Source organism: Streptomyces sp. NPDC048507 (assembly GCF_043199995.1).
GTDB lineage: Bacteria > Actinomycetota > Actinomycetes > Streptomycetales > Streptomycetaceae > Streptomyces.
The window spans coordinates 825,089-842,594 of record NZ_JBICWZ010000001.1 but is presented as its reverse complement, the minus strand read 5'-3'; the positions used below and the strand labels follow the sequence as shown (position 1 = coordinate 842,594).

General features: G+C 77.2%; 16 protein-coding genes. 9 read left to right on the top strand and 7 right to left on the bottom strand.

All coding sequences use genetic code 11. The features are described 5' to 3' along the window. Positions 1 to 17: 17 nt before the first annotated feature. Positions 18 to 563 carry a hypothetical protein gene (locus ACGFXC_RS03855; RefSeq protein WP_393709141.1) on the bottom strand — a complete coding sequence of 182 codons (546 nt, stop codon included), beginning with the start codon at positions 561 to 563 and terminating at the stop codon, positions 18 to 20. Positions 564 to 802: 239 nt separating this feature from the next. Between ACGFXC_RS03855 and ACGFXC_RS03850 the strand changes: the two genes are divergently transcribed. The 3 genes from ACGFXC_RS03850 to ACGFXC_RS03840 all read left to right on the top strand — a co-directional run bounded on the left by ACGFXC_RS03850 (position 803) and on the right by ACGFXC_RS03840 (position 3,325). Then, on the top strand, positions 803 to 1,390 hold the full coding sequence (locus ACGFXC_RS03850) for an HPP family protein (RefSeq protein ID WP_393709139.1): 588 nt from the start codon (positions 803 to 805) through the stop codon (positions 1,388 to 1,390). 108 nt (positions 1,391 to 1,498) lie between these two features. Then, positions 1,499 to 2,233: a VOC family protein gene (locus tag ACGFXC_RS03845; RefSeq protein WP_393709604.1), complete on the top strand. Its 735-nt coding sequence runs from the start codon at positions 1,499 to 1,501 to the stop codon at positions 2,231 to 2,233. Between the two features lie 63 nt (positions 2,234 to 2,296). Beyond that, positions 2,297 to 3,325 carry a PHP domain-containing protein gene (locus tag ACGFXC_RS03840; protein ID WP_393709137.1) on the top strand — a complete coding sequence of 343 codons (1,029 nt, stop codon included), beginning with the start codon at positions 2,297 to 2,299 and terminating at the stop codon, positions 3,323 to 3,325. A 20-nt stretch (positions 3,326 to 3,345) separates the two neighbouring features. Here the strand turns inward: ACGFXC_RS03840 and ACGFXC_RS03835 are convergent, their stop codons facing one another. Beyond that, positions 3,346 to 4,227, bottom strand: coding sequence for a UbiA family prenyltransferase (locus ACGFXC_RS03835; protein WP_393709135.1), 882 nt, complete (start codon positions 4,225 to 4,227; stop codon positions 3,346 to 3,348). 88 nt (positions 4,228 to 4,315) lie between these two features. On the opposite strand from ACGFXC_RS03835, the gene ACGFXC_RS03830 reads away from it, so the two are divergent. Genes ACGFXC_RS03830 through ACGFXC_RS03820 form a run of 3 tightly spaced genes read left to right on the top strand, consistent with a single transcriptional unit; the run spans position 4,316 to position 6,970 of the window. Then, complete coding sequence (locus ACGFXC_RS03830; RefSeq protein ID WP_393709133.1) at positions 4,316 to 5,377, top strand: type III polyketide synthase; 1,062 nt, start codon at positions 4,316 to 4,318, stop codon at positions 5,375 to 5,377. Positions 5,378 to 5,384: 7 nt separating this feature from the next. After that, the gene (locus tag ACGFXC_RS03825; RefSeq protein ID WP_393709131.1) at positions 5,385 to 5,939 is read left to right on the top strand and encodes an isoprenylcysteine carboxyl methyltransferase family protein; all 555 of its coding nucleotides are present in this window, start codon (positions 5,385 to 5,387) and stop codon (positions 5,937 to 5,939) included. Then, a complete protein-coding gene (locus tag ACGFXC_RS03820; RefSeq protein ID WP_393709129.1) occupies positions 5,936 to 6,970 on the top strand; it encodes an NAD(P)/FAD-dependent oxidoreductase in 1,035 nt (344 codons plus the stop codon). Before ACGFXC_RS03825 ends, ACGFXC_RS03820 begins: the two co-directional genes overlap by 4 nt. Before the next feature lie 47 nt (positions 6,971 to 7,017). Here the strand turns inward: ACGFXC_RS03820 and ACGFXC_RS03815 are convergent, their stop codons facing one another. After that, positions 7,018 to 8,745: a hypothetical protein gene (locus tag ACGFXC_RS03815; protein ID WP_393709127.1), complete on the bottom strand. Its 1,728-nt coding sequence runs from the start codon at positions 8,743 to 8,745 to the stop codon at positions 7,018 to 7,020. A gap of 240 nt (positions 8,746 to 8,985) precedes the next feature. Here ACGFXC_RS03815 and ACGFXC_RS03810 point away from each other — a divergent pair, with 240 nt between their 5' ends. Both ACGFXC_RS03810 and ACGFXC_RS03805 read left to right on the top strand, forming a co-directional pair. Further along, a complete protein-coding gene (locus ACGFXC_RS03810) occupies positions 8,986 to 10,668 on the top strand; it encodes a carboxylesterase/lipase family protein (protein WP_393709126.1) in 1,683 nt (560 codons plus the stop codon). Continuing rightward, positions 10,665 to 11,828, top strand: a complete 1,164-nt coding sequence (locus ACGFXC_RS03805) for a serine hydrolase domain-containing protein (protein WP_393709125.1) — start codon at positions 10,665 to 10,667, stop codon at positions 11,826 to 11,828. The genes ACGFXC_RS03810 and ACGFXC_RS03805 overlap by 4 nt, the downstream gene beginning before the upstream one ends. Before the next feature lie 12 nt (positions 11,829 to 11,840). Here the strand turns inward: ACGFXC_RS03805 and ACGFXC_RS03800 are convergent, their stop codons facing one another. Continuing rightward, positions 11,841 to 13,202 carry a M64 family metallopeptidase gene (locus ACGFXC_RS03800; RefSeq protein WP_393709124.1) on the bottom strand — a complete coding sequence of 454 codons (1,362 nt, stop codon included), beginning with the start codon at positions 13,200 to 13,202 and terminating at the stop codon, positions 11,841 to 11,843. Positions 13,203 to 13,380: 178 nt separating this feature from the next. Between ACGFXC_RS03800 and ACGFXC_RS03795 the strand changes: the two genes are divergently transcribed. After that, complete coding sequence (locus ACGFXC_RS03795; RefSeq protein WP_393709122.1) at positions 13,381 to 14,799, top strand: tetratricopeptide repeat protein; 1,419 nt, start codon at positions 13,381 to 13,383, stop codon at positions 14,797 to 14,799. A gap of 48 nt (positions 14,800 to 14,847) precedes the next feature. Here ACGFXC_RS03795 and ACGFXC_RS03790 read toward each other — a convergent pair whose 3' ends face one another. The 3 genes from ACGFXC_RS03790 to ACGFXC_RS03780 all read right to left on the bottom strand — a co-directional run bounded on the left by ACGFXC_RS03790 (position 14,848) and on the right by ACGFXC_RS03780 (position 17,473). Continuing rightward, the gene (locus ACGFXC_RS03790) at positions 14,848 to 16,371 is read right to left on the bottom strand and encodes an MFS transporter (RefSeq protein WP_393709120.1); all 1,524 of its coding nucleotides are present in this window, start codon (positions 16,369 to 16,371) and stop codon (positions 14,848 to 14,850) included. Positions 16,372 to 16,418: 47 nt separating this feature from the next. Beyond that, positions 16,419 to 17,000, bottom strand: a complete 582-nt coding sequence (locus ACGFXC_RS03785; RefSeq protein WP_393709118.1) for a TetR/AcrR family transcriptional regulator — start codon at positions 16,998 to 17,000, stop codon at positions 16,419 to 16,421. 224 nt (positions 17,001 to 17,224) lie between these two features. Then, positions 17,225 to 17,473, bottom strand: coding sequence for a DUF6158 family protein (locus ACGFXC_RS03780; protein WP_393709116.1), 249 nt, complete (start codon positions 17,471 to 17,473; stop codon positions 17,225 to 17,227). Positions 17,474 to 17,506: the final 33 nt, after the last annotated feature.

Below are 17,506 nucleotides of genomic sequence, written 5' to 3'. Positions count from 1 at the left end.
CTCCCGCCGTCCCGGAGTCAGTCCGGGAGCCCGGCGCCGCAGCGGGAGCAGTAGCGGGCGCCGGACTCGCCCGCCAGGCGTCCGCAGTCGGGGCAGACCCGGTGCAGCAGGCAAGCCGACTCACCGCCCTCGGCGAAGCCCCCGGAGGACGTCACGGCGGGGATCCCGGCGGGCACCGCGGCGGTGGGCGGCTGGCCGGCGCCGCCGTCCGGCCCGGGACGCCGGGCCCGCACGGTCAGGTACGCCATCCCCTGCGGGCCCGCGACGAGCGGGCGGCCCGGCCCCGGAGCGAGCCACGCCGCCGCGTGCGGGCGCAGCTCGTGCGGGCCGTCCCCGGTGTCGATGCGCCCGCTGCCGCTCACGACCACGAGCAGGACGCCGGGGGCGGCCCCGGCGGGCTCCGCGAGGACGGCGCCGGGGCGGAGCCGGGTCAGCTCCGAGTCGAGGTCCCGCGCGGCTCCGGTCAGCCGCCAGAGCGCCCCGGCCGCGTCGTCGGGGGCGTGCGCGATGACCGCGTCGAGGTCCGCCGGGACCCCGCTCGCGGCTTCCGGTCGTGTCGTCATGCCGGCCCTTCCCGCCGTCCCTGCCCGCTCCCGCGTTCCCACCCGTCGGGGGCCCACGGCACCGGCGCCCTCGACCCCCGTCACGGGGATCGTACGGGTGAACGGTAGGGTCGGGTCCGGATTGCGCCGGCCGCACACGGAACGGACGCGAGGCCGGGCCGGAGGTGGATCACCGGGTCCGGTCCGGCTCCCCCGCCGGTCCCGCCCGTACCGTCCCCTGCCCCGGAATCCGCCCTGCCATGAACTCCCGCCCGGCGACCGCCACCGCCCCGCGCCCCGAAGCCGCCCCGCACGCCGAGCCCGGCCCGGACGTCCCGCCCGCCGCGGCCGCCCCGCGGCCGGCCGCGCTCCGGGCCCCGGCCCGGCCCAGCGCGGCCGCCGCCGTGCACAGCGTCAGCGCGGCGACGACCGTCCTGCTGGCCCTCGTGGCGATCGGCGCGATGATCCACGAGCCGGTGCTGATACCCCCGCTCGCCGCCAGCGCCGCCCTGGTGCACAGCGCCCCCACCCTGCCGCTGGCCCAGCCGCGCGGCGTGGTCGTCGGCCACCTGATCGGCGCCGCCGCGGGCTACGGCGTCCTCGCCGCGGCCGGCAGCAGCGGCTGGGCCGCGGCCGTCGCGGCCGGGCTGACCCTCGCCCTGCTCACCCTCGCCCGGACCCCGCACTCGCCGGCGGTGGCCACCGCCGTGGTCACCGTCCTGCAGGCCCCGGCGCCCGCCCGGTTCGTGCCCCTGCTGTTCGGTTCCACCGTGCTCCTCGTCCTCACCGGCTACGCCGGCTCCCGCATCCGCCGCAAGGCTCCGAGGTACCCCGCCTACTGGTGGTGATGACCTGCGGGCGCGCCTGCGGGGCGGCGGGGGGCGGCGGACGCTACTTCTTGTGCTGTGGCAATTTCTGCGAAGGACGTCTTCGGGGCCCCCTGCTGGGTGAGCCTGATGGCCCGCGATCTGGAGGCCTCCCAGCGTTTCTACGGGACGGTCGTCGGCTGGACCTTCCGGCCCGCGACCCGGCTCGGCGAGGGGTTCTCGGTGGCCGTCCTGGACGGCGTACCGGTCGCCGGGATCGGGGCGCTGGCCGCCGACCTGGCGGTGCCCGTGGCCTGGACCCCCTACTTCGCCGTCGACGACGCCGACGTCGCGGCGAGCAGGATCCGCGAGCGCAGCGGCACGGTCGCGGTGGGCCCGGTGTCCTTCCCGGCCGGCGGCCGCGCCGCGCTGGTCGCCGACCTCGACGGGGCGGTGTTCGGGATCTGGGCGGGGCCCGTGGCCGCCGGCTGGCGGGTCGGCAGGGGACCGGCCCCGGCCTGGCTGGAACTGCGCACCCGCAACGCCTTCGACGCCGCGCTGTTCTACGGGGAGGTGCTGGAGTGGGCGACGGGCCGCCCCGGCTGCTGCGAGGTCTCCTACGAGGAGGAGCAGGTCGTGCTGCGCCAGGGCGGCGAACCGGTCGCCCGGCTGAACAGCGGGCCCGTGGAACCGGGCGCCTACACCCCGCACACCCGGCCGCGCTGGCACGTCCACTTCCGCGTCCCCGACCTGGACGAGGCCGTGGAGGCGGCCCTCGGCCTCGGCGGCCGCACCGTCTCGGTGTTCACCACCACGCCGACGGAACGCTCGATCGCCCTGCGCGACCCCGACGGGGCCCTGTTCACGCTCACCTCCACGCCCTGACCCCCGGCGCCGGTCGCGGACCGGGCGGCGCGTTGCGACACTGGCCCGGGAGGAGGTGGGCCCGTGGACCCCGTGGCGGCGCTGGACCGGATCGCCTTCCTGCTGGAGCGCGCGCAGGCTCCCACGTACCGCGTGCGGGCCTTCCGCACGGCGGCCGCCGCGCTCACCCGGATGGGTGAACGGGAGACGGCCGAGCGGGCCGCGTCCGGCTCCCTCGAAGCGGTGAAGGGCATCGGGCCGAAGACCGCCCAGGTGGTCCGGGAGGCCCTGACCGGGGCCGTCCCGCAGTACCTGCTGCGTCTGGAGGACGAGGCCGCCGCGATGCCCGAGGGGCCGCCGCCCGACCCCGCCGCCGTGGCGCTGCGCGCGGCCCTGCGCGGGGACTGCCACGTGCACTCGGACTGGTCGGACGGCGGGAGCCCGATCGAGGCGATGGGGCGGGCCGCCGCCGCGCTGGGCCACGAGTGGGCGGTGCTCACCGACCATTCGCCGCACCTGACGGTCGCCCGGGGCCTGTCCCCGGAGCGGCTGCGCGAACAGCTGCTGGTGGTGGCGGAGCTGAACGCCTCCTGGGCGCCGTTCCGGCTGCTGACCGGCATCGAGTGCGACATCCTCCCCGACGGCTCGCTCGACCAGGAGCCCGAGCTGCTGGACCGGCTCGACCTGGTGGTGGGCTCCGTCCACTCCAAGCTGCGGATGGAGGCCCCTGCGATGACGCGCCGGCTGCTGACCGCGGTGCGCAACCCGCTGATGGACGTCCTCGGGCACTGCACGGGACGCCTCGTGACGGGCCGGACCCGGCCGGAGTCCGCCTTCGACGCCGAGCGGGTGTTCGCGGCCTGCGCGGAGTCCGGCACGGCCGTGGAGATCAACAGCCGGCCCGAGCGGCTGGATCCGCCCCGGCGGCTGCTGCGCCTCGCCGTGGCGGCGGGCACCTTCTTCGCCGTCGACACCGACGCGCACGCCCCGGGCCAGCTGGACTGGCAGATCGTCGGCTGCGAACGGGCCGTGGAGTGCGGGGTGGACGGCGGCCGGGTGGTGAACACCTGGCCGCAGGAGCAGCTGCTGGAGTGGACCCGTACCCGCGTCTGACCGGGCGGGGCCCGCGGACCTCAGCGCAGGCCCGCGCCCCGGGCCAGGAGCAGCAGGACGTCGGCCCCCGCGACCGCCATCGTGGCGAGGAAGGGGATCCGGCCGGACGCCCGCCCCGTGAGGGCGAGCAGGACGCCGGTCAGCGCGAGCAGCCCCCAGCCGTACGGGCCCGCAGGGCCGGGCGGGCCCAGCACCAGGGCGGCCGTCGAGGCGAGGACGAGGGCGGCGGCCAGGGCCGCCGAGCGGCGGGTGCCGAGGCGCTGGGGCAGGCCCCGCACCCCGGTGGCGAGGTCGTCGGCGATGTCGGGCAGCACGTTGGCGAAGTGCGCGCCCGCGCCGAGCAGGGCGGCGGCGCCGGTCAGCCAGGGCGGCGGCCAGGGCCGGCCGGGCAGGCCGAGCGTCACGAAGGCCGGGAGCAGCCCGAAGGCCAGGGCGTACGGGAACCAGGACGCGGCCGTGCCCTTGAGGCGCAGGTTGTACGCCCAGGCGGCCGCTACGCCGACGAGGTGCGCGGCGCCCGCGAGGAGCCCGGCGGCCAGGGACAGCGGCACGCACAGCAGCAGCGCGCCGGCGGCGGCGCCGCTCACGCGGGCGGCCGGCACGGCGCCCGTGGCCAGTGGTTTGTCGCGGCGGCCGGCGGCCCGGTCGCGCCGCTGGTCGGCCCGGTCGTTGGACCAGCCCACCGAGAGCTGTCCGGCGCCCACGGCGGCGGCCGTCAGCGCGGTACCGGCGGGGCCCCTTCCGGCGGCGGCCGCCAGGACGGCGGCGAAGAGGGTCACGGCGGCCGCCGGCAGGGGGTGGCAGGCGCCCAGCAGGGCGAGGGCCGGGACGGCTCCGCCGCGCGTCGGCGGCGGAACCGGCGGCGGGAGCGGGGCGGGGGCCGGGAGCGCGGGGGCGGGCACGGCGTCACGCTACGCCGCGGCGACACGTCCGCCGCGCACCTTTCGCGCGCTTCCTCCAGATCCGCCGCTTCTTCCCTATGTTGGGCCAATGACACGTGTCCTGGCAGTGAGCAGCGTGTTCCCGCCCCACCTGTACCCGCAGTCGCGGATCACGGAGGCCCTCGCCGGTTTCCTGCCGCCCGGCGCCGACGCGGCCCTGCTGCGCCGGGTGCACGCCTCGGTCCGGGTCGACTCGCGCCACCTCGCCCTCCCGCTGGAGCGCTACGGACCGGCGGCCGACTTCGGCACCACCAACGCCCTGTTCGTCCGCGCCGCCCTGGACCTCGGCGCCGAAGCCGTCGCACGCGCCCTGGAGGCGGCCGACGTCCCGGCGCACGAGGTGGACCTGGTGCTGTCGACCACCGTGACGGGGCTGGCCACCCCCTCCCTGGAGGCCCGCCTCGTCAACCGCAGCGGCCTGCGCCCCGACGTGCGCCGGATGCCGCTGTTCGGGCTCGGCTGCGCGGCGGGCGCGGCCGGACTGGCGCTGCTCCACGGGCAGCTGACGGGCCGTCCCGGGCGGGCGGCGCTGCTGCTGTCCACCGAGCTGTGCTCGCTCACCCTCCAGCCCGCGGACACCTCGATGGCCAACCTGGTGGCCGGGGCGCTCTTCGGGGACGGGGCCGGGGCGCTGCTGGCGGTCGGCGCGGGCCATCCCCTCCACGAGAGCGGCGCCGGGCCCGTGGTGGTGGCCGCGCGCAGCCGGCTCTACCCGGGCACCGAGCACCTGCTCGGCTGGGACATCGGCCACTGGGGCTTCCGGATGGTGCTGGGCCGCGAAGTGCCCGAACTGGTGCGGCTGCACGTGGTGGAGGAGATCGAGTCCTTCCTCGCCGCGCACGACCTCAAGCCCGCGGACGTCGGCACCTGGATCTGCCACCCGGGCGGCCCGAAGATCCTCGACGTGCTCTCCGAGGCCCTGGGGCTGCCGGAACGCGCCTTCGCGCCGAGCCGCCGCTCCCTGGCGGCGGCGGGCAACCTCTCCTCCGCGTCCGTCCTGCACATCCTCGGCTCCGTCCAGGAAGCCGGTCCGCCCGCGCCCGGATCGGTCGGTCTCATGCTGGCCTTCGGCCCGGGCTTCGCCTCCGAACTCGTCCTGCTGCGCTGGTGAGGTCCCGATGACGTCCGTGCCCGACCTGCCCGTCCCGTACCTGCTGCTGCTCGCCCTGGTGGCGCTGGAGCGGCTCGCCGAACTGGCCGTCGCCCGCCGCCACGCCGCCTGGAGCCTGGCGCGCGGCGCCGTCGAGTACGGCCGCGGCCACTACCCGGCCATGGTCGCGCTGCACACCGCGCTGCTCGCGGGCTGCGCGCTCGAAGCCCCGTACCGGCCCTTCGTGCCCGTCCTCGGCTGGACGGCGCTGGCGCTCGCGGTGGCGGCGCAGGGGCTGCGCTGGTGGTGCGTGGCGACCTTGGGGCCCCGCTGGAACACCCGGGTCCTGGTGGTGCCCGGGCTGGCGCTGGTGGCGGGCGGACCGTACCGCCGGCTGCGGCACCCCAACTACGTGGCGGTGGTGCTGGAGGGGCTGGCGCTTCCGCTGGTGCACTCCGCGTGGCTGACGGCGACCGTCTTCACCGTGCTCAACGCCCTGCTGCTGCGGGTGCGGATCGCCTGCGAGGACCGTGCGCTGGGCACCGCCGCCGGAGCGGGGCGGCTCGCGGGGGCCGCGCCGTGATCGACCTGCTGGTCGCGGGCGGCGGCCCGGCGGGGCTGGCCACCGCCATCCACGGCGCGCTCGCCGGGCTGGAGGTGGTGGTCCTCGAACCGCGGCCGACCCCGATCGACAAGGCCTGCGGCGAAGGTCTGATGCCGGGCGCCGTCCGGCGCTTCGAGGAGCTGGGCGTACCGGTGCCGGGCAGCGCCTTCCGCGGGATCCGCTACGTGGACGGCGCGACGGGCCTGCGCGCCGAGGGGCTCTTCCGCGCCGGCCCCGGCCGCGGGGTCCGGCGTACCGAGCTCCAGGCCGCGCTGGCCGGGCGGGCCGAGGAGCTGGGCGTACGGGTCCTCGCCCGGCGGGCCGGCGAGGTCCGCCAGGACGCGGACCGGGTCGGCGCGGCGGGTCTGACGGCCCGGTACCTGGTGGCGGCGGACGGCCTGCACTCGCCGGTGCGGCGCGCGCTGGGCCTGGCGGTGCCGGCCGCGCCGGGGCGGCCGGCCCGGTACGGACTGCGCCGCCACTACGCCGTCGCCCCCTGGAGCGATCTGGTGGAGGTGCACTGGGCGCCCGACTGCGAGGCCTACGTGACCCCGCTGGGACCGGACCGGATCGGGGTGGCCGTGCTGACCTCCCGGCAGGCCCCCTTCGACGTGCAGCTCGCCGACCGGTTCCCCGGGCTGGCCGCCCGGCTGCCGTCGCCGGGGCCCGGCGCGGCGGTGCGCGGCGCCGGGCCGCTGCGGCAGCGGGCCCGGACCCGGGTGGCGGGGCGGGTGCTGTTCGTGGGGGACGCCGCGGGGTACGTGGACGCGCTGACCGGCGAGGGCCTGACACTGGCCGTGTCGGCCGCGGGGGAACTCGTACGCTGCGTGCGCGCGGGCCGCCCGCAGGAGTACGAGCGGGCCTGGCGGGAGCTGTCGCGCGGCTACCGCGTCCTGACCTCCGCCCTGCTGTGGGCGCGCGGCCGGCCGCCGCTGGCCGGCCGGATCGTCCCGCTGGCGGCCCGGCTGCCCCGGGCGTTCTCGGGGGCGGTGAACCTGCTGGCACGGTGAGGGGCCCCGGCCGCGCGTACGCGGCCGGGGCCCCTGCGCCGGGTGGGTCAGGCGGCGCCGCCCGCCCCGGCGCGCGACGGCCGGTACCTCAGGGCCACGCCGGCCAGGACCGCTCCGGCCCCGGCGCACACGGCCGCCGTGCTGCCGGCCCAGGCGTACGCCCCGCCGAAGGCGCCTTCCAGCGGATCGAAGAACACGATCCCGCCGACCACGTGCAGCGTGACGACCGCGAGGGCCCCCACCGCCACGGCCCGCCACACGGCCGGGGTGTCCCGGAGGGCGAGCACCGCGCCGAGCCCGAAGCACAGCAGGGACGCGGCCGGAGCGAGCCACTGGCCCGGACCGGGGACGGCCAGGGCGGCCGGATCCTGCGGAAGGTGCAGGGTCCCGCACAGCAGCAGCGCGAAGGCGGTGGGCCAGCGCAGCAGGTGGCGCAGCGCCCCCCGGTCCCGCGGATCCCGGGCCGGTGCGGACACCGGGGTACGGGCGGGGGCGGGAGCCGGGGCGGCCGGGGCGGGCCCGCGCAGCGGGGGCGGCGCGGGGGTCCGGCCGGCGGACCGGGCGGTGACGGAGGCTCCGTCGGGGGCCGCGGCCGCGGCCGCGTCGGGGGCTTCGACGGCTCCGTCGCAGGCTCCGTCGGGGCCGAGGATGCTGGCCAGCAGGGCCACGTCCTCGATGGGCCGTCCGACGGCGGCGGCGCGCAGGGTGATGTCGGCCTCGGCCTCCTCCTGCGGGTGCTCGGCCAGCAGCGCGACCATCCTCTGGACGTCCTGGAGGGGGCGGGAGACCGCGGCGGCGCGCAGCGCGTCGTGCCCGGGGTCGGTGTGCCGGCCGGTCCGCTTGAGCAGGCTCACCAGCGCGGTGACCTCCTCGACGGGCCGGTAGGCGACGGCCGTCTCCAGCAGCGTCCTTATCGGCTCGATGTGGGGCTCGCCGTCCGGCACCACCGCGTCGGCACCACCGGGCGGCGGCCCTTCGGCGGGACCGGTCCCGTTGACGGGGGCCGGCTCTCGGGCCGCTGCCGCCGCCTGCACCGCGGCCGGGGCTGCGGGGGCTGCGGGGGCAGCGGGGGCGGGGGCGGGTGCGGCGGACACCGGTGCCGAGGCCCAGGTCACGCCCGGAGCCGGTCCGGAGCCCGGTGTGAAGGTCGACACCGGGACGGGCACCAGGCCCGTACCGGGGGCCACCGCCGGGGCGGTGGCCGGCATCGCGACCGGGGCCGGGGCCCAGGTCACGGCCGGGGTCAGGGCCGGGGTCAGGGCCTGCCCGCCGGCCGGCGCCGCGACCGGGGCCGGAGTGGGGTGCGGGTCCGGGGCCGCTTCCTGACCCGGGGGCCGGGCCGGGGACGGGCTCGGGTACCGGTTCGCCGGCGCCGGGGCCCGCTCCGGGTCCGGGAACCACCCCGGGACCGGGGACTGGGCCGGGGCCGGGGACGGGTCCGGGGCCGGGGACGGGTCCGGGGCCGGGGACGGGTCCGGGGCCGGGGACTGGGCCGGGGCCGGGGACTGGGCCGGGGCCGGAGCCGATGCCTGGGCGTCGGCACGGGCCGGGGCCTGGTCCTGGGGCGTGCCCGAGGCCGGGTCCGGGGTCGGTGTCGGGGCCTGGGCCGGCTCCGGGGGCGCCGTCCACGCGGGAATCGGCGTCGCGACCGGGGCCGGGGCCGGTGTGAACACCGGGGCCGCCGACTGCTGGAGGGACGGGTGGGGGTTCGGTTCGGGGTGATGACCGTCGCGTTCGTCGTGTTCCGTTACCGCGAAGGTGCTGGGGTCATTCATGGAAAGCTCCGTTCGCCGACACGCGGGTCTACACATCGCGGGCCGGTCATCGTGCGTCATGGGAAGCGCACGCTTGGTGACATTCAGCCGCACCTCCCCGCACTGCGCCATTCGGGGCGGGCAAACGGGTTCCTCCCCCGGCCGTACGGGGCCGCCGCCCGGACACGCCCCGCCCCGCACCGGCCCCGGGCGCCGGGCCGGGCACAGTGGGCGGGTCCCGCCGTCCAGGAGGTGCCCGCCGTGCCGGATCCCCGCCCCGCCCTCCGCCCCGCCCTCCGCCACGGCCCCCGGGGCCGGCGCGGCCGCGCCGTGCTGCTGACCCTGGCGGCCCTGCTCGGCGCCGCCGGCTGGGGGCCGCCCGCCGCCGCCGACGGCGGGTCCCGGCCCGTCGTGAACACCGCCGAGGGGCCCGTACGGGGCCGCGCGCACGGTACGTACGCGACCTTCGAGGGCCTCCCGTACGCCGCACCGCCGACGGGCCCGCTGCGCTGGCGGCTGCCGCGCGCCGCACCGCGCCGGGCCGGGATCCTCGACGCGGGCGCGCCCGGGACCCGCTGCGTCCAGTTGCCGCCGCTCGGGCCGGGCGGGCCCAGCGGCTCCGAGGACTGCCTGTACCTGAACGTCACCGCCCCCACCAAGCCGGGCCGGGGCCGCCCGGTGCTGGTGTGGTTCCACGGCGGCGGCTTCCGCAACGGCGCGGGCGACCCGTACCGGCCCGAACCCCTGGTCACGCGCGGCGGCGTGGTGGCCGTCACCGTCAACTACCGCCTCGGCGTCTTCGGCTTCTTCGGCCACCCCGCACTCGGCGGCGCCCCCGACTTCGGGCTGGCGGACCAGCAGGCCGCGCTGCGCTGGGTGCGGGCGAACGCGGCCCGGTTCGGCGGGGACCCCGGCCGGGTGACGGTGTTCGGGGAGTCGGCGGGCGGCCTCTCCGTCTGCGCCCACCTCGTCTCCCCCGCTTCGGCGGGCCTCTTGCGGCGCGCGGTCGCGCAGAGCGGCTCCTGCTCCACCACGATGCCGCCGTACGCCCTGCTGCCGACGCTCGGCGCCTACGTGCCCTTCGTGCCGGAGCGGCGCACCGTCTCCGACGGCGTCCGGGCGGCGGCCCGGCTCGGCTGCGCCGCGCCGACGTCCGGCGCGGTGCTGGACTGCCTGCGCGCCCTGCCCGTGGCCCGGCTGGCGACGACCGAGCTGATGAACGGTTTCTCCGCCCTCTCCTACGGCGGCGCCGCGCTCCCCCTCGAACCGCGCCGGGCCCTGGAGTCGGGCCGCTTCCACCGGGTGCCGGTGATGATCGGCACGACGCTGGACGAGATGCGGCTCTTCCTCGCGCAGACCCTGGCGGCGTACCCGGTCGACGGCGAACGGGGCTACCGGGAGCACCTGTCGGCCTCCTTCGGCGCCGGCGCCCCGGCCGTCGAGGCCGCGTACCCGCCCGCCGCCTTCCCCACGGCCGCGCTGGCCTGGGCGACGGCGCTGTCCGACGCCTCCTTCACCTGTCCGGCGCTGCGCGACGGCCGGGCGCTGGCCCGGCACGTGCCCACGTACGGCTACCTGTTCGCCGACCGGGACGCCCCCGACTCCAGCGGACTGCCGCCGCTCGCGGGCTTCCCGTACGGCGCCGCGCACGGCTTCGAACTGCCCTACCTCTTCGCCCCGGTGCCCTCGGCGCCGCCCCAACTGCGGCTGTCGCGGGCGATGACCGGCTACTGGACGCGCTTCGCCCGGACGGGTTCGCCCGACGCGCCGGGCGCCGTCGGCTGGCCCCGGCTCACCCCCGCCGCCTCCGCGCCGGTGCTGCGACTGGCCCCCGGCCCCGAAGGGATCCGGCCGTTCGCGGCGGCCACCGCCCACCACTGCGCCCTGTGGGACGCCCTCCCGGCGCCCGCGCCCACCCCTCCTGCCCGGAAGGCGGCCCGATGACCGGCCTGCGCGAGATCCTGGACCCGTACGTGCGCGGCGGCGCGATCCCCGGGGCGGTGGCCCTGATCGCGCGCGGCGGCCGCGTCGAGACGGCCGCCCTCGGGTACGCCCGGACGGACGGCGGCACACCGATGGCCGAGGACTCCCTCTTCCGCGTCGCCTCGCTGACCAAGCCGGTCACCGCCGCCGCGGCGATGGTGCTGGTCGAAGACGGCCTGCTCACCCTGGACGCCCCGGTGGAGCGCTGGCTGCCCGAGCTGGCCTCCCTGGTCGCCGTGCGCAGGCCGGACGGGCCCGTGGACGACGTGGTGCCGGCCGCCCGGCCCGTCACCGTGGCGGACCTGCTGACCTTCCGGGCCGGCTGGGGCTTCCCGGCCGACTTCTCCCTGCCCGCCGTCGGGCTGTTGTTCAGCGAGTTGCGCCAGGGGCCGCCGCAGCCGCAGCTGATCGCGGAGCCCGGAGCCTGGACGGCGGCGCTGTCGCGGATCCCGCTGCTGTACCAGCCGGGCGAGGCCTGGCTGTACAACACCTGTTCGGATGTGCTCGGCGTGCTGATCGCCCGGGTCGCGGGGGTTTCGCTGCCCGCGTTCCTGGAGGACCGGATCTTCCGTCCGCTGGGCATGACCGACACCGCCTTCGCGGTGCCCCCGGACCGTCTGGGCCGGTTCACGGGCCACTACCGCCGGGGATCCGCCGGTGGGCCGCCGGAACTGATCGACGCCCCCGACGGCCAGTGGAGCCGTCCGCCGGCGTTCCCGTCCGGCGCGGGGGGCCTGGTCTCCACCGCCCCGGACCTGTACGCCTTCGCCCGGATGCTGCTCGCCGGGGGCGCGGCCGACGACGGCACGCCGCTGCTGTCCGCCCGGTCCGTCCGGCTGATGACCACCGACTGGCTGACCCCCGCCCAACGCGCGGGCGGCGAACTGTTCCTGGAGGGGCAGGGCTGGGGGTTTGGCGGGTCCGTGGACGTCACCCCCCGGGAACCGTGGAACGTCTTCGGCCGCTACGGCTGGGTGGGCGGCACCGGCACGGCCGCCCACATCGTCCCCTCCTGCGGCTCCACCGCGATCCTGCTCACCCAGCTCGAACTGGACGGCCCGACCCCGCCGCCGGTGATGCGCGCCTTCTGGCGCTACGCGGCCGGGTCCGGCCGTCCGTGAGCCGACGGGCCGTCAGAGCCGCACGTTCCAGGTGGCCGTGGAGCTGAGCGTGCGGGCGACGGCCGGATCGCGGACCGCGGGGGTGCGGTCCTCGGCGGTCACCGAGAGCCGGTGGGTGCGCAGGTCGAGCAGCCACAGGTCGGCCATCGCCACCTCGGTGCGGCCGGCGAACCGTTTCAGTTCCCGTCCGTCGAGGTACCAGCGCACCGTCAGCCGGCGTCCGTCCGGCGCGGAAAGGCGCGGGACGGAGACCTTCGCCGTGTGCCACGGCCGCAGGACGCGGCCGGTGGGGGTGAGCGGGGTGACGAGGTGCGCGTGCCGGAGGAAACCGCCGATCATCGCTTCGGCCCCGGGCAGGCTGAAGGGTCTGCCCAGGACCCGCATGATCGAGTTGTCGGTGGGCCGGTAGAGGCCGGTGACGTAGTATCCGCCGCCCTCGTACGCTCCGACGGTGCCGCCGTCGGGGGACGCCTCGCCCAGCCAGCGGTACCACTTGGCGCGCTGCCCGGCCAGCGCGGCGGCGTCGAGCGTCGAGGTGTTGGCCTCGGCCGGTTCGGGGCCGGTGTACTCCTCGTAGTCGGGGACGCCGGGGTAGAAGTACTCGTCGGCGAGCTTGCCGAGGGAGTGCCCCGTCTCGTGGATGGCGACCTGTCCGGACTTGGGGTGGCCGGCGGAGGCGGTGGAGATGCCCTCGTAGCCGAGGGCGGCGCTGGGTTCGTTGTATCCGGCGCCGCCGTACTTGGCGCTGTTGGCCAGGACGATGACCAGGTCGGCGGCGGGCGCCCGGGCCACGTACGCGTCCACGGCGGGCTGGTCCACGCACAGCAGCCGCTCGATGGACTCGCACCAGAAGTACGAACCGAGCGCGGTGTCGCGGACGGTGTCGGGGCCGGGGTCGCCGGAGATCCCGGTCTCGGCGGAAACGGCGTCCACGGTCCACACGTTGAAGAGGTCGCGATAGGTCGCGTAGGGCTCGACGGCGGTGACCTCGGCCCATTTCGCCCGGGCGTCGTCGTGGAAGCGGCCGAGCTCGCCGACGGTGTAGCCGTCGCCGATCACGACCACGTCCAGCCGGTCCCCGACGGGCCCGTTGTCGATCATCTTCGTGACCTGCCCGTCGGCGGCCCGGGCGGCGCCGGAGAGCCGGGAGGGGGTCTTGCCGGGCGTGGACGCGGGTACCCGGACGTGCCCGGAGCCCGCTTCCGCGCCCTGCTCGGGCCCCGGTATCTCGACCTCGACGGAGGAGTCGCGGCGGGGCGGTGGCCCGGCCGCCGCCACGGGTGCGGAGGCGGCCAGCAGGGCGGCGCCCGCACAGAGCGCGGCGAGGGCGGCGCGCAGGGCGGGCCGGCGGGCCGGTCGGTCGGCTGGTTCCATGAAGTCCTCAACCTGAAAAGGGAGTTGACCGAGATGATCGAGCCGGAGTGATTAAGCGGAAAGTTAAGCCGGTTGAACCGGCTGCTTAAATTAGGTGGCGTGAGGGACCTGCGCAATGGGTGACTGCGCCTGGATACTGGCGAGTTGAGTCGGCCAGGAGTACAACAGGGGGCATTTCGTGGACGAACCGTCCGAGATCGGCCGCAGGGTGCAGCGGCTGCGGGCACAACGTGGGCTGACGCAGAAGCAGTTGGCGCAGCCCGGCTACACCCCGGCGTACGTCTCCACCCTGGAGGCCGGCAAGGTGCGGCCCTCGGAGACCGCGCTGCGCTTCCTCGCGGGCCGGCTCGGCACCTCGTACGAGGAGCTGGCCACCGGGCGCCCGGCGCACCTGGCCACCGAACTGCGCCTGGCCCTGACCGACGCCCAGCGCACCCTCGCCACCGATTCGGCGGGGGAGGCCGCCCCGCTCTTCGCGCGGCTGCTCGCCGACGCCGAGCGGCTGGACCTCCCCGACGAGCGGGCGGAGGCCTTGCTCGGACTCGGGGACTGTGCCCTGGAGTCCGGCGATCCGGCCGGGGCCGCGCGCCACTTCGAGGCGGCGGAGCTGCTGCTGGCCGCGGAGCCGCTGCCGCGCCGGGCGCGGGCCGTGCGCGGACGCGCGGTCGCCCACCTGCTGCGCGGGGAACTGCGGTACGCCTGCTACCTGCTGGAGTCCACGATCGACGCGCTGAACGCGGGCGGGCTCGGCGACCCCGAGGCGCTGGTCCTGCTGTACGCGGCGGTCATCGGTCCGTACCTCGACATGGGCGCCCTGGCCCGGGCGGCCCACGCCGCCGAACTCGCGCTGGCGCTGGCGCCCGGGGTCGGGGATCCGGCGCTGGTGGCGGGGATGCACCGGCAGGTGGCCCGCACGTTCCTCGCGGCGGGCCGGTCGGCCGACGCCGACGCCTCACTGGCGAAGGCGCAGGCCGTGTACCGGCAGCTGCGGATGCGCACGGACCTGGCGCACTGCCACTGGATGCGCGGCTACCTCCAGGCGCAGCACGGGGAGCTGGCGGCGGCGGAGCGCGAGCTGCGGACCGCCCGGGAGATGCTGGCGGCCCGACGGGCGGCCCTGTTCACCGCGCAGGTGGAGGTGGAGCTGGCCGACGTGCTGCGCCGGCTGGGCCGGTTCGAGGAGGCGGCGGAACTGGTCTCGGCGCTGGTGGACCCGGACGCCGGGCCGGGGTCGGTGGACGCCGGGGCCGTGCACGCGGGCGGCGCGCACCGGCTGCTGGGGCTGATCGCCCAGGAGCGCGGGGACCCGGAGGCGGCCGAGGAGCACTACGTACGGGCGCTGGCGCTGCTGGAGCGCAGCGGGGCGGGCGGCGATCTGGCGGACCTGTGCCGGCTGCTGGGTGATCTGCTGCGGCGGGCGGGCCGCACCGAGGCGGCGCTCGACGCCTACCGCACCGGGCTCGGCCACCGTGCGGCGGCCCCGGGCACGACCACCCTGGGCCCGCCCCCGGCGGCCCCCTTCGCGGCGCCGGACCGGGCGCCGGACCGGGCGCCGGACCGGGCGCCGGACGCGCCGCCGCTCCCGGCGCCGCGGTGAGGGCGGTGCCGGGAGCGGCGGTGCGGGCGGGCGCGGCGGGCGCGGCGGTCAGTGGTTCTCGGTGGGCTGGAGGTCGCGCGGGATCAGCGCCCAGGTGGTCGCCGCCGCGGCCACGGCCAGGACTCCGGCCATCAGGAACGCCGGGGTGATCGCCAGGGTGTAGGCCCGGGAGGCCGTCTCCAGGAGGGCCTGGCCGACGGTGCCGCCGAGCTGCTGGGCGGTGTGCGCCGCCTCGCCCACGGAGTCCCGTACGGCGCTCGCCGACGCGCCGTCCAGGTCGAGCGCGGGCAGGTTGCCCCGGTAGAGAGCGGCGGCGGTGCTGCCGAGGATGGCGACGCCCATGGCGGAGCCCAGCTCGTAACAGGTCTCCTCGATGGCGGCGGCGCTGGAGACCTGGTCGGCGGGTGCGGCGGAGATGAGGGTCACGGAGGCCACGGTGGTGGCGAGGCCCGCGCCCAGCCCCATGACGGTCAGGGCGGCCGCGAAGGCGGGGTAGCCGAGGCCGGTGAACTGCTGGAGGGTCCAGGGCAGGGCCATGCCGGCCGCCAGGACCACGAGCCCGGCGCCGAGCACGTGCCGGATGGGGAAGCGGTGCATCAGCGTGGGCGCGACCATCGAGGCGCAGATCAGGGCGAGCGGTGCCGGCAGCAGGCGCAGTCCGGCTTCGAGCGGGGTGTAGCCCTGTCCGTACTGGAACCATTGGGTGACGAGGAAGAGGATCGCGCCCATGCCCACCATCGGCAGGAAGATCGCGGTGGCGGCGACGCTGAAGGCGGGCTTGGCGAACAGCCGCACCTGGAGCAACGGGTTGTCCACGCGCAGCTGGCGGCGGACGAACACCGTGAGCGCGACGACGGCCACGGCCAGCAGGGCCCACGGCAGCGGGTCGCCGGCGCCGGCCTTGCCGAGTTCCTTGATGCCGCCCGCGAGGGCGAGCATGCCGACGACCGACTGGCCGACGCCCGCCCAGTCCCAGCGGCCGGTGCTGCCCGGATTGCGGGACTCGGGCAGGTAGCGCAGGCCGGCCGCGACGATCACGGCGGCGACGGGCAGGTTGAGGAGGAAGGCGGAGTGCCAGCCGAAGTCCTGGACGAGCAGGCCGCCCACGACGGGGCCGAAGGCCATGCCGCCGCCGAAGACCGCGGCCCACACGGCGAGGGCGAAGGCGCGCTCCCTGGCGTCGGTGAAGACACTGCGCAGGATCGACAGGGTGGACGGCATGATGGCCGCGCCGCCCACGCCGAGCAGGGCGCGGGCCGCGATGACGTGCCAGGCCTCCGTGGAGAACACGGCGATCAGCGAGGCCACGGAGAAGATCGCGAAGCCGGTGAGGAGCAGCCGCTTGCGGCCCCAGCGGTCGCCGAGGGCGCCGGCGGTGACGAGCAGTCCGGACAGGGCCAGCGCGTAGACGTCGATGATCCACAGCTGCTGGACGGCGCCGGGCTGGAGGTCGGCGACGAGGGAGGGGAAGGCCACGTTGAGGATCGTGGTGTCCATCGAGATGAGCAGGAGGCTGCCGGAGAGGATCGCCAGGACGATCCAGCGACGCGGGTCCAGCGTGGGGGTGTGCATGGGATTCCGTTCGGGTGTGCGCACGGGGTGCCGCCCGGGGCGGCTGATCAGGCTGCGGGGGCCGGAGCCGGTGGCGGCCAGGGGGGCCGCGCTCCCCCGAGGAAGGACGTCAGGACGAGGCGGCCGATCTCGCGGGGCGCCAGGTGGCCGTCGCGCACGCCTTCGGCGGCGGCGTCGAGCAGGCCCCACAGGGAGTACCAGATCCAGTACGGCGGCAGGTCCGTGCGCAGCCGCCCCAGCCGCTGGCCGAGGGCGAGGAAGGCGAGGGCGCGCTGGTCCTGGCGTTCCAGCCCGGCCCGGAAGGCGGGGTCGGCGAGGACGGTGGCGTCGCGCGAGGTGAATCCGTACAGGTGGGCGGCGGGCAGCAGGGCGACCACGAGGTCTTCCAGCGCCGCGTCGAAGGAGGGTCCGTCGGCGCTCGCCCCGGGGAGGTCCGCGGGGGCGAGGCAGCCGTCGACGACCTGGATGGCCCGGACGGCGACCGCCTTCAGCAGGGCCTCGCGGGTGGCGTAGCGGCGGCTGAGCGTCGCGCGGCTGATGCCGATGCCCGCGGCGATCTGCACCGTCGAGGCGCTGTGATCGCCCGCGAGGACGCGTGCCGCGCCGTCGAGCAGTTCTTCTTCACGCATGGGGATGAGCCTCCTTCGCCTCGGATGATACAGATCTGTCTCACCAGACGCAAAGAACGCTCACCTGAGACGTGATGTCCTCCAGATGTGCACCGGCCCGGACCCGGCCGGCCGGGTTTCGGGGCGGTGCCCACGGGCAGAAGTGCGATGCCGCCCCGCGCATTCGCGGGGCGGACCAGTTTCCTCGCGGGGCGGCCCCGCCCGGGCGGGGCGGGGCCCCCGGTTCAGCCTTCGCCCGCTGTGCGGGCCCGGGCGCCGGAGCGGGTACGGCCGGCGGTGGTGGCGCGCTGCGGATGGCGGCGCAGGTACTCCTCCTCCAGCTCCCTCAGCCGCTGGGTGTGCGTGGCCAGGGCTTCGTCCGACCCGTGCAGCAGCGTCTCGTGCCGCGTGCGGTGGATGGTCTCCAGCTCCCTGAGCAGCCGGCCGTCCTCCAGCTCGCGGGCCGCCCCTGCCGGGGCCGTGTGCTCTGCCATGGCAACCGCCTTCCCACGTCGCCCCCACGTCCA